This window comes from Acidithiobacillus ferrooxidans ATCC 23270, assembly GCF_000021485.1.
Taxonomy (GTDB): domain Bacteria; phylum Pseudomonadota; class Gammaproteobacteria; order Acidithiobacillales; family Acidithiobacillaceae; genus Acidithiobacillus; species Acidithiobacillus ferrooxidans.
This window is the reverse complement of record NC_011761.1, coordinates 2,106,000-2,117,461: the sequence shown is the minus strand read 5'-3', so window position 1 is coordinate 2,117,461 and position 11,462 is coordinate 2,106,000. Positions and strand designations below refer to the sequence as shown.

Below are 11,462 nucleotides of genomic sequence, written 5' to 3'. Positions count from 1 at the left end.
CGTAACAAGATGAAATAGTTATTGTAAGTTCACCAGTAAGCATGATATGGGGCACTCATGGGACAGTAGAAGGGTGAAAAAGTCGGTTCTATTCGCTTCCCAAAATCAGCATATAGAGTTATTGTTCATTATAGGTGGTTACGATTTGTTATGGCTTGGTGTCCCACCAAGTGCCCCACGGCAAAGAAAAAGGGCCTAAGCAGTTAGCCTAAACCCTTGATTTGTAGTGGAGCGGGTGATGGGAATCGAACCCACGCCATGAGCTTGGGAAGCTCAGGTTCTGCCATTGAACTACACCCGCTTGTGGTGGATTCTATGCGGATGGACAACAAAAGGCAAGGTGACCGCAAGCACCGCGGTTTTTGGTAATTATAAGCGAAGTCAATAAGATACTATACACCAAGAGGCATGATTATGGAACAGTTACCAACCCGTGAAGAGGATATTGAACAGGCCTCCCGTTCCCTGAAGGCTATGGCGCACCCGTTGCGTCTCAAGGTTTTGTGCGTGCTGGGATCGGAAGAGATGAGTGTGCAGGATATCGTGTCCGCCGTCGGCACTACCCAGAGCAACATCTCCCAACATCTCGCTATTTTGCGTGAGAAAGACATTCTTCGTGCCCGCAAGGATGCCAACAAGGTGTATTACCGTGTAGGTGACCCCCGTACCCTGCGCCTGATTTCCATGATGAGCGATGTTTTCTGCAGCGTCCGTTGAACACTGCCACATAGTACCGGATGGCAGGAAGGGTGGAACCCCGGCCCTTAGAGAGCGCTTGAATGCGCGTAAGATACATTATAGAATAATATTCTGATGTTCTTATGTGCGCCACTGTGGACGCAGCCATCGATGCCCGGTCGGGATCGACGGTTCATCCGCAGTGGGGATTCATGCTGGTGTTGCGCGGACTTTGCAGCATTGGGTTGTCCAAGCTTCGGTGTCGTCTGTTGCGGCGAGGAAAGATATGCCCTTTCATCCTCATAAAAAAACACGTTCCATTTTCATCGTCCTGCTCATGGGTACCGGTGCGTCGCTACCCGCCGCAGCCCTGGACTTCAATCAGTGCGTTGATCTTGCCCTGAGACAAAACCCGGAGATGCTCGTGGCGCATGCCCGACAAGCAGAGGCCCGGGGCGCAGTTTCCGAGGCGCGTGGTCACTTGCTTCCTAAGCTCGCGGCCTCTTTCTCTGCCAGCCAGTCGAACAATGCCCTGACGGTGTTCGGCATGAAGCTGTCGCAGCGGCAGGCAACGTTCAACGATTTTGGCGCGGGACAATTCGCCCCGAATGCGCTGGGTGTGGCGCCGACAGGGCTGGATCAACCGGGTGGCTACCATAATTTCGGTACCAAGCTGCAAATGGAAATTCCGATCTGGAATGGCGGGGAAATCCGGGGGCGCATCGATCAGGCGCGGGCCATGCTCGAGGCTGCCCGGAGCGGAAATACCATGGCCCGGCAGAAGCTGGTTTACGCTGTCCTCAAGGCCTATGACGGCGTGGTCGCCGCGGACACGGCTATTGAGGTGGCGGATAAAGCCAAGCGGGCAGCCGCTTCGTATGTCAAGACCAGCCGCTCCCTGCTCGCGCGCGGGGTACTGATAAAAAGCGATCTGTTATCCGCGGAGGTCTATCTGGAAAAGGCGGAACTGGCCGTCGAAAGTGCGCGGAATGCTCGGGCCAACGCCCTGGATAATCTTGCCACGTTGATCGGCTGGCCGGAAGAAAAGACGCTCACCGTGGACGGTCCTGTCCGGCCCATATTGCCTGCGGCGCCGCTCAGCAGCCTGCAGAGCGATGCGATGGCTCAGAATGCGGGTATCGTCGCCCTCCGCCATCAGGTCAAAGCGGCGCAGGAAGGTATCGGCATCGCCCGCGCCGCCTATCTGCCGCATATCAACGCGATGGCCAATCAGGAATGGAATGGCCGCACTCTCGGCAATGCGGCGCCGTCCTACACGGTAGGTGGAGAAGTAACCTGGAATGTGCTCGACTTCGCGCGGGGTGGCAGTTTGGATCGCGCCCGAGCGAAGCGCGAGCAGACTCTGGCCGCGTTACAGGAGGCGCAGGATAAGTTGCGTTTGGAGGTGGCGCAGGTTTGGCGTAGTGCGCAGGAGGCTGCGTTGCGTGTCAGGATGCGGGAGCTTGCGGTCCGGCAGATGGAGGAGGCGCAGCATATGGTGCGCCTGCGTTACGAAAACGGTATAGAGACGGTGACGGGCCTGCTGCGCGGACAGGCGGAGCTGGATCAGACGCGTGCCGAGCTTGTCTCCGCCCGTTATGCCGAAGCGACAGAGCGTGGCGCCCTGTTGCTGGCCATCGGCAAACTGAACCCTCAGGAAATCGTCGGTGTGGGCAGCGCGCCCGCCGCAGAAGGAGTCTCCCAATGAACACCTGGAAGCAAACCGCGCGGATCGCGGCCCTGATATTCGCTGTGGCAAGCCTCGCCGCCTGCAGTAAATCGCCTCCCGAGGCGCCCCTGGCGCAGGGTAAAGTCTCTGCGCCCGTCCTGCAGATACGGAATCAAGGTATGGCTGCCTACGCCCGTGTGCCGGGTACGGTCGTTGCCCATCAGCAGGTGCAGCTCAGTTCGCGTCTGAGTGGTTACATCCACTCCATGAGTGTGCGTGATGGACAGTCGGTACGGGCGGGACAACTGCTTTTTGAGGTAGATCCGACGGATGTCGTGGGGCAGGTGCAGCAGGCGCAGGCGGGACTGGCTGAGGCTCAGGCGGCGCTCACCGACGCCCGCTCCAATTATGAGCGGTTCAAGGTCCTGTACGCTCAGAAGGCTATTCCCAAGCAACAGTGGGACCAGGTAAAGTCGGCCTATGGTATGGCGCAGGCCCGTGTTGCAGCCGCCCGCGGTGGGGTCGGCACGGCACAGTCACAACTGCGCTATGCCCGGGTAACGGCGCCCTTCTCCGGGATCATCACACGCAAGTTCCTGCAGAACGGAGACCTCGCGTCACCCGGTCAGCCCATTCTGGCCCTAGCGGACACTTCCCGACTGGAAGTCCAGTGCAGTGTCAGCGGGACGCTGTATCACAGCCTCCAGATCGGTCAGAAAATCGCGGTCCTCGTCGATGGAAAACGTGTTCCCGCAACGGTTCTGGATTTGGTCGGGGCTGCGGACGCGATGACCCATGCCCATACGGTCAAACTCAGCCTGCCCGCCGACAGTACGCTACAGGCTGGTGACTATGTCAGCGTGGAAGTGCCGGTCACCCAGCGGCAGGTGATGACGGTGCCAGCGGCTGCCTTGCTGGATCGGGCTGGAATCCCCGGTGTTTTTGTCGTTGACGCGCAAGGTGTCGCGCATTATCGCATGGTGCGACCGGGTCCGAGCACGCCGGAGGGTGTGGAAATTCTTTCGGGGCTGAGTGCGGGAGAGACGGTGGTCGTGGGCAATCTTGCCGCCGTGAATAACGGAGATCACATCGAGCCAGAGGGAGCTACCCATGGCTGAGTCCGAGCAGCGGCAAAATCTGGCAGGGCGGCTCGCTCAGTCGTTTTATCAGTCCAAGATCACGGTGTTGATCATGGTGGCCATTGCCCTGTTCGGGGCCCTGGCGGTTCTTGTCACGCCGCGTCTGTATAACCCGGAAATCGTGGTGCCCGCTGCTGAAATTTTCATCATGCGGCCCGGCTCTGACAGCGAGGAAATTCACCATCTGGTGGTACGGCCCCTGGAAGGCCTGATGGCATCCTTGCCTGGTGTCCATCACACCTATGGTTACGCAATCAATGATATGGGGGTGGTCACCGTCGAGTTTCAGGTCGGTGCCAACGAAGAAAAAAGCCTGCTGGAAGTCTACAACCAGCTCAGCCGAAATATGGACAAAATGCCCCCCGGTACGGAACAGCCCCTGGTTAAATCCATAGGCATCAATGATGTTCCGATCATGTCGGTGACTCTGAGCTCCAGCCAGATGACGCCTTTGGCATTGCGCCAGGTCGGTGTGCGGTTGATGAACCGGCTGCAGAGTGTGCCGGATGTGGCAAACGCTGAAGTGATCGGCGGCAGTCCTCTGGCCATCAATGTGTGGCTGAATCCGGCCAAGCTCTCCGGTGTCGGCCTCAGTCTGCAGGATATCCAGCAGGCGCTGAAGGGGAGCAATGTCATTCTTCCGGGTGGCCACCTGGTGCATGACAATCAGGAAATTCCCCTGCGCATCAATGGGGCGATAGGTTCGGCGCGGGGGGTCGGTGACCTCATTATCGGCAGCCATGATGGGCAACCGATATTTCTGAAGGATGTGGCCCGGGTGGAAGAAGGTGCCGCGGAAAATCACATTGCGACCAGCAATACCCTTGGGCGTGCAAACCGGGTCGGCCTGCCGGCGGGCACGACCATGCCGGCGGTTACCATTACCCTCGCCAAACGCCCGGGGACCAATGCCGTGACCGTCGCGGACGCGATCAAGGCGAAACTGGATCGTCTGGAGCGGGAGGCGCTGCCGGAAGGTGTGCATGTTTCTGTCACCCGCGATTACGGCGCCCGTGCCGACGATGCAGTCAGTACCCTTTTCGAGCACCTCAGCATCGCCGTCGCGGTCGTCGCGGTTATCCTGATGATATTCCTCGGTTGGCGGGAGGCGGGTATCGTTATTTTGACGGTGCCGCTTACCTTGGGTATGGTGCTGGGCATAGGCTGGCTGCTCGGGCAGACCATCAACCGGATCACCCTGTTCGCGCTCATTCTGTCGCTGGGATTGCTGGTGGATGGGGGTATCGTTGTCATCGAAAACATACATCGCCATTTGCATGGCTGCGGCAAGGATGGTTTCGCTCGCTGCATCATCACTGCCAGCAATGAGATCGGTAATCCGACGAATATAGCGACGCTGGCGGTGATCCTTGCGTTCGTACCGATGGCCTTTGTGACCGGGATGATGGGGCCCTTCATGTTGCCCATCCCTATTTTTGTGCCAATTGCCATGATTGCGTCGGTTCTGCTCGCCTATACGGTGGTGCCCTGGGGGGCGTACCGCTTTCTGCGGGGCAAAGCCGACCGGCAGGCCGGCGGTGGTGAGAAAGGTGGGCATGCGATGCGGCCGGACGCCCTGCAGCGTGGATACGTCCGGGTGTTTACGCCCCTGCTGAAATCCTCCGTGCGCCGCAATATCTTTTTCATTGTGGTCGTCGTGCTACTTCTGCTGGCGATGCTGATGCCGATGTGGCAGTTTATCCGTCCTCAGGGCATGAATGGTCCCCTGAGTGCCCTTGGGGTGAACCTGAAGATGCTGCCGGAGGGTAATGTCAGTGATTTCATGATACAGGTAGATACCCCGGCGGGCACTGCGCTGGCTGAGACCGGACAGGTCACGGAAGCGATCGGCAATGTGCTCAGCCGCAATCGTTATGTCGAAAATTTTCAGACCTATTTGGGCCGTTCCGCACCTGTGGACTTTGCCGGACTGGTGCGCGGTGACATGATGCGCGAAGGCAGCAATTACGCCCAAATCCAGATCAACATGGTGCCGCGGGATGAGCGACCCATGTCCCATGCCGTATCCGTGGAAATCTATAAGGCGCTGCAACCTGTCAGGGAGCGTTTTCCGGGCACCGTCATCAAGATTTTCGAGGTGCCGCCGGGACCCCCGGTACGTGCTCAGGTGGTGGCGGAACTTTACGGGCCGAACTATGGGAAGCTGCGTCAGATAGCGGGTTCGGTCGAGCAATATTTCCGTAAAGTCTACGACATGATCAATGTGGATGACTCGGTGACGGCGACGGTACCTGAATACCTGCTGCATGTGGATCGGCAGAAGGCCATGTTGGCCGGGGTCGCACCGGCTCAGGTAGCTGCGCTGGTGCATGATTATGTGGCAGGTACCAAACTGGGTGCCCTGCATGTGAAAAATGCCCGCGAGCCGGTGGATATCGTCCTCCGCATACCTCAGACGGATCGTGCCTGGCAGCAGCAGATACTCGACCTGCATGTGCAGAGCCGAAGCGGGCAGCAGGTGCCCCTGGCGAGTATTGTGCGGATCGAACGGACGACGCAGGCCAAGCCAATTTATGACCGTGATCAACATCCCGTGGTATACGTGACCGGGGATCTGATGGGTTCCAGCCCGGTCTACGCGGTGTTGTCGCTGAATCACTGGCTGGACGGCAAGAGCATCGACGGTGTGCATCTCAGTACCGCCAATTTGGGTTTTTCGCCTGCGCAGCCCGATGATATTACCCATTACCAGATTCTCTGGGGCGGTGACATGCGTCTGACTCTTGACGTCTTCCGTGACCTCGGCGCTGCTTTTATCGTTGCTCTGGTGTTCATCTACCTGATGCTGGTGGCCTACTACCAGTCTTTCATGATGCCGGTGATCGTCATGGGCGCCATTCCGATGACCTTGATCGGGGTTTTCCCCGGGCACTGGCTGCTGAACACGCCGTTTAACGCCACCTCCATGATCGGGGTCATCGCCCTGGCCGGTGTCGTTGTGCGCAACTCGTTGTTGTTGATTGACTTTATTATAGACTACCGGCGCCAGGGCTACGCCCTGGAAGAGGCTGTGCTACAGGGCGGTGCGGTGCGTTTCCGCCCCATTCTCCTGACAGCGCTGGCCATCATGTTCGGCTCTGCCATCATGGTGACCGACCCGGTCTTCGGCGGGCTGGCAGTTTCCTTGATATTTGGCACGTTCGCCTCCACATTGCTGACATTGATCGTGATTCCGCTGCTCTATTTCCTCTGGGAGCGGCGCTTGGAAAAACATACACAAGGAGTTTGACTGCGGATGAATACGGAACGTTGGGTGCGGGTGGTTGCCGGTTTTTTTGTATTGCTCAGCGTGGCGCTGGGTGCTCCGGGCAGTCCGGTTTTCGTGAGCGAATGGTTTTTGGTTGTCACCCTCTTTGTGGGTTTCAACCTGCTGCAAAGTGGTTTCACCTGTTTCTGCCCACTGGATCGCATCCTGCTCAAGTTCGGAGTGCCTGGTTCCGGGGCCTGCGGACGCTAAGTCATGGACCATAAAATTCTTTTCTTTATCGAGTCGCAGTGGCCCTTGCTGCTTGGGGCCGTGGCGCTGATCATCATGATTTTCAAGGGGCCATTGACGCGGAGGGCGGCGGGTATCCATGAAGTAGACCCGGCGACCGCGGTACAGTTGATCAACCATGAAGATGCGGTAATCATCGATGTGCGGGAGCAGAAAGAATGGTCGCAGGGGCATCTGCCCGGTGCCCGGCACATTCCTCTGGGTGACTTGCCCAAATATATGCAGGATCTGGAGAAGCATCGTGGTCATCATATCATCTGTCAGTGTGCGAGTGGCATGCGTTCGTCGCGCGCCGCGGCCAGCCTGAAAAAAGCCGGCTTTGACAAGATTTACAGTCTGAGAGGCGGGATCGGCGCGTGGCGGAGTGCCGGTCTGCCGGTAGAGAAGTGATGGTGAAAGGAGCGGTGGTGCGGATGTACGCGACGGGTACCTGCCCGTATTGTCGACGCGCCGAAGCGCTGCTGAGCAGTAAGGGGATCACACCGGAAATCCTCCGGGTGGACCGGGACCCCGCGCTGCGCCAGAGCATGCTCAAGCTCGCACATGGGCGGCATACGGTGCCGCAGGTATTCATCAATGGACGACATGTCGGCGGCTATGATGACCTTGCCGCACTGGATCGTCATGGTGCCTTGGATGACCTGTTGCAGGAAAATGGCCAGGGGGATGGATAATAGCGGTTCGATGAAACATGGGGGAAAGTCATGACATCCGTGATATTGCTTTGTCCTGCCTGCGGCGCCGTCAATCGGGTGCCCAAAGAGCGTTTGGGGGAGAACCCCAAGTGTGGCAAATGCCACGCACAGATTTTTCCTGACCACCCCGTCAATCTCAGCAGTAGCAGTTTTTCCCAGTATATCCAGAAAAACGAATTGCCGGTGTTGGTCGATTTCTGGGCCCCCTGGTGCGGGCCCTGCCGAACCATGGCACCGCAGTTTGAGCAGGCGGGTCGGGCGATGCGGGGGCGTGTGCTCTTTGCCAAGGTGAATACCGAAGATGAACCGCAAATCGGTAACCGCTTCCAGATTCGTTCCATCCCCACCATGGTGCTTTTCAAGGCCGGAAAAGAACTGGCGCGGATGAGCGGCGCCATGAGTGCAGCGGAACTTCAGCGCTGGTTGACAGGACAGGGAGTCTGAGACCCAGGCATTACCTTGACTTCTTCCGGATAAGCTCTAACTTACCACTATAACTCAACATTTATAAAGGATAGTGGGGGCGGCTATGGCCAGGCAGTCTGATACGGGTTTCTCAAGGCGGCAGTTCCTGCGACAGGCCGCGCTGGGCGGCGTATTGTTGTGCGGCTGGAATATGGCCGCCGCCGCGCAGCTCCGTGGGCTGCGGGTGGGCCGCCACGGGCAGGGTGTGCGCCTGGTCTTTGATCTCAACCGGCGTTTGACGGCTGCACCGGTGATCCGTAGTGTGGGTGAAGTGCTGCATATCGAGTTGCCCGGCATACAGCATTGGCTTGGCCGTCCCGTGGTGCCTGCGTTGGGACCACTGCAGGGCGGAGCGGAGATGAACGAGAGCGCCGCCGGGGTGGTGCTGCGCTTGCCTTTGCGGGAAGCGGTACGCTGGCATAGTTTCTCTCTGGGCCCCGGTGGTGGTGCTTCACATCGCCTGGTGCTGGACTTGCTTCCCGTCGCTGGAACTGCGGTGGAGTCCTCCCGTTCGCATCCTGTTGCCGGGGCGGGACGGCCCATTGTGGTCTGTCTGGATCCCGGCCATGGCGGCCACGATCCGGGTGCCATCGGCGCCAGGGGGACCCGTGAGAAGGATGTCGTGCTGGATGTTGCTCTGTCTCTGGCCCGACTGATTCGCAGCACTCCCGGAATGCGTCTGGTCATGTCCCGTGATACCGATCGTTATGTACCGCTCATGGATCGTATGCACCTGGGCTTGGCGCAGCGTGCCGACCTCTTCGTCTCCATTCATGCGGACGCCTTTCCGGAGCGAACAGTGAGCGGTTCGACGGTCTGGGCGCTGTCGCAAACGGGGGCGACCAGTGCGGCGGCCCGCTGGCTGGCCAGAACGCAGAATGCCGCTGATCCTCTCCTCGGCGACGTACAATCGGGGGTGCATGATCTTATGCTCAACGAGGTACTCATTAATATGACCCAGACGGCTGCCATGAACGCGGCGGCTGCTGCTGCGGATATGATGATTCGCGGGTTGGCCGGGGTGGAGGATCTGCACAACGCTGCCGTGCAGCACGCCAATTTCGTAGTGCTGCGCGCCCCGGATGTGCCGTCCATGCTGGTGGAGACTGCCTTTATTTCCAACCCGCAGGAGGAGCAACGCCTGCGTGATCCGGCTTTCCGTCAACTGCTTGCGCGCACCATGCATGATGCGGTCCTCGCCCATTTTGTGAACGCACCACCAGCGGATAGCGCGTGGTCTGCGACGCGGCATGTGCTGGGAAAAGCGGAAAATCTGGCGGATGTGGCGGACCGTTACGGGCTGAGCGTAGAGGCTTTGCGTCTGGCCAACAACCTGCCGCACGGAGAGGGTCAGCCCGGAGTGCATCTGCGTGTTCCCATCATGGGAGCCTGACGCGTCATGGCGGGAATCCAGATGATTATGTTATAACTAACTCAAAATGGATGATGCAGAATGGCGGACAGGTGATGGATCTGAATTCGGACGGCATGGTGCGGGATCAGACCCGTGTTGAAGAGTGGATTAACAGTCTGCTGCATGGCGCAGGCGCGGTCGGTGCCGCGCTGGTTTTTGTGCTGTGGATCGTTGGCGCAGGTCTCCACAGTACCCCTCTCGCGGTAATCACCATCAGTATATTCGTGGTGACCATCGTGATGCTGTACGGCGCTTCGACCATTTATCACATTCTGCCGTCGGGGCGACTTAAACGGGCTTTCCAGTTGGTGGACCGATCCGCGATCTATCTCCTTATTGCCGGCACTTACACCCCGGTGACGCTGATGGTGCTCCATGGCTCGTGGGGTTGGGTGCTGCTGACCGTGGAGTGGGGCCTTGCGGCGCTGGGCATCACTCTGCTGGCCATGGCAGGGACGCGCGCGCAATCGATTTCTCTCTGGCTCTACCTCCTCATGGGCTGGCTGGCGGTATTCGCCGCCGTGCCGCTCTATAATTCCGCACCCGGCTGGTTTTTGTGGTGGCTGGCCGCTGGCGGGCTGGCCTATACCATAGGCGTCCTCTTTTTTCTGCTGGATCGCTGGAAATATTTCCATTCCATCTGGCATGTTTTTGTCATCGCGGGTACGGCGCTGCAGTTCTGGGCTATTCTTCAATATGCTGGCTGAAGGAGCATCGGCTGGGTCTTGCTTTTGGGGAAGAAGAGCTTATAATCTGCGCTTCGCTCCCATCGTCTAGTGGTCTAGGACACTGGCCTCTCACGTCGGTAACAGGGGTTCGAACCCCCTTGGGAGCGCCACTTTCTTTTCTCTGATCGTCCCATTCCGAATGCGCTGAATGGCCGTCCGTGGACGGTGCGGGTTTCTTGCCTTGCCAAGCCCGCCGTCGGGCAAGTACCATCCCTGGCAGAAATGGCATGCGATAAAGCGGGAGCTGGATCATGTTTCATGGCAGTATGGTAGCTTTGGTGACGCCCATGCAGGTGGACGGGGCAATAGATGATGTTGCACTTCGCGAACTCGTGGAGTGGCACATCGCCGAAGGGACGCACGCGCTGGTCGCCGTCGGCACTACCGGAGAATCCGCCACCCTCGAAATGAGGGAACATGTGGCGGTGATCCAGACGGTGGTGGAACAGGCCAGGGGGCGCGTTCCGGTGATCGCCGGGACCGGGGCCAACGCGACCCATGAGGCCATAGAGCTCACCCGTGCGGCCATGGAAGTCAAGGCCGATGCAGCGCTGCTGGTTTCCCCCTATTACAACAAGCCTACCCAGGAAGGACTGTTCCAACACTATTCGGCGATCGCTGAGCACTGCCATTTCCCCATCATTCTCTACAATGTTCCTGGTCGCACTGCCGGTGATATTTTACCGGAGACGGTGGCGCGCCTGGCGCCGCGTGCGGATATCATCGGCATCAAGGAAGCAAGCGGCAAAGTCGAACGGGTCGCCGAAATTCTGGCCTTGTGCGGGGATCAGGTGCAGGTTTACAGCGGTGATGATGGTGCCGCCCTTGCAGCCATGGCGTTGGGTGCTCGCGGCGTGATCTCCGTTACCGCCAACGCAGCGCCCCGACTGATGGCGCGGATGTGTGACCTGGCACTGGCTGGAGACTTTGTGGGCGCCCGTGCGGTCAACGCGCAATTGACAGGATTACACCGGGATCTCTTTTTGGAGTCCAATCCCATCCCGGTCAAATGGGCGCTGCACGAAATGGGCCGCATGGAGTCCGTTCTGCGCCTGCCCCTGACCACCCTTTCGTCCGTTCATCATGAGCGTCTGCGCGAAAGTTTGCGCCGGGCGCAGTGTATCTGATCATTCTCGCGCCTGGTCGCGTTCAGTGGA

General features: G+C 58.8%; 11 protein-coding genes and 2 tRNA genes. 12 read left to right on the top strand and 1 reads right to left on the bottom strand.

The features are described from left to right. Positions 1 to 227: 227 nt before the first annotated feature. A tRNA-Gly gene (locus AFE_RS10895) sits at positions 228 to 301 on the bottom strand. A gap of 113 nt (positions 302 to 414) precedes the next feature. On the opposite strand from AFE_RS10895, the gene AFE_RS10890 reads away from it, so the two are divergent. The 12 genes from AFE_RS10890 to dapA all read left to right on the top strand — a co-directional run bounded on the left by AFE_RS10890 (position 415) and on the right by dapA (position 11,432). Next, positions 415 to 717, top strand: a complete 303-nt coding sequence (locus tag AFE_RS10890; protein ID WP_012537155.1) for an ArsR/SmtB family transcription factor — start codon at positions 415 to 417, stop codon at positions 715 to 717. A 247-nt stretch (positions 718 to 964) separates the two neighbouring features. Then, positions 965 to 2,386 carry a TolC family protein gene (locus tag AFE_RS10885; RefSeq protein ID WP_012537154.1) on the top strand — a complete coding sequence of 474 codons (1,422 nt, stop codon included), beginning with the start codon at positions 965 to 967 and terminating at the stop codon, positions 2,384 to 2,386. Next, positions 2,383 to 3,465, top strand: coding sequence for an efflux RND transporter periplasmic adaptor subunit (locus AFE_RS10880; protein WP_012537153.1), 1,083 nt, complete (start codon positions 2,383 to 2,385; stop codon positions 3,463 to 3,465). The genes AFE_RS10885 and AFE_RS10880 overlap by 4 nt, the downstream gene beginning before the upstream one ends. Next, on the top strand, positions 3,458 to 6,736 hold the full coding sequence (locus tag AFE_RS10875) for an efflux RND transporter permease subunit (protein ID WP_012537152.1): 3,279 nt from the start codon (positions 3,458 to 3,460) through the stop codon (positions 6,734 to 6,736). The genes AFE_RS10880 and AFE_RS10875 overlap by 8 nt, the downstream gene beginning before the upstream one ends. 6 nt (positions 6,737 to 6,742) lie before the next feature. Beyond that, positions 6,743 to 6,964, top strand: a complete 222-nt coding sequence (locus AFE_RS10870; RefSeq protein WP_012537151.1) for a YgaP family membrane protein — start codon at positions 6,743 to 6,745, stop codon at positions 6,962 to 6,964. A 3-nt stretch (positions 6,965 to 6,967) separates the two neighbouring features. Further along, on the top strand, positions 6,968 to 7,393 hold the full coding sequence (locus AFE_RS10865; RefSeq protein WP_009562958.1) for a rhodanese-like domain-containing protein: 426 nt from the start codon (positions 6,968 to 6,970) through the stop codon (positions 7,391 to 7,393). Continuing rightward, positions 7,393 to 7,677 (top strand): glutaredoxin 3, encoded by a 285-nt coding sequence (grxC, locus tag AFE_RS10860; protein ID WP_009562960.1) that lies wholly within the window; start codon positions 7,393 to 7,395, stop codon positions 7,675 to 7,677. The genes AFE_RS10865 and grxC overlap by 1 nt, the downstream gene beginning before the upstream one ends. A gap of 30 nt (positions 7,678 to 7,707) precedes the next feature. Further along, positions 7,708 to 8,142 (top strand): thioredoxin TrxC, encoded by a 435-nt coding sequence (gene trxC, locus AFE_RS10855; protein ID WP_012537150.1) that lies wholly within the window; start codon positions 7,708 to 7,710, stop codon positions 8,140 to 8,142. Positions 8,143 to 8,227: 85 nt separating this feature from the next. Next, positions 8,228 to 9,556, top strand: a complete 1,329-nt coding sequence (locus AFE_RS10850) for an N-acetylmuramoyl-L-alanine amidase (RefSeq protein WP_009562964.1) — start codon at positions 8,228 to 8,230, stop codon at positions 9,554 to 9,556. A 74-nt stretch (positions 9,557 to 9,630) separates the two neighbouring features. Next, the gene (trhA, locus tag AFE_RS10845; protein ID WP_012607393.1) at positions 9,631 to 10,284 is read left to right on the top strand and encodes a PAQR family membrane homeostasis protein TrhA; all 654 of its coding nucleotides are present in this window, start codon (positions 9,631 to 9,633) and stop codon (positions 10,282 to 10,284) included. Between the two features lie 55 nt (positions 10,285 to 10,339). After that, a tRNA-Glu gene (locus AFE_RS10840) sits at positions 10,340 to 10,415 on the top strand. Positions 10,416 to 10,556: 141 nt separating this feature from the next. Next, on the top strand, positions 10,557 to 11,432 hold the full coding sequence (dapA, locus tag AFE_RS10835) for a 4-hydroxy-tetrahydrodipicolinate synthase (RefSeq protein ID WP_009561191.1): 876 nt from the start codon (positions 10,557 to 10,559) through the stop codon (positions 11,430 to 11,432). Positions 11,433 to 11,462: the final 30 nt, after the last annotated feature.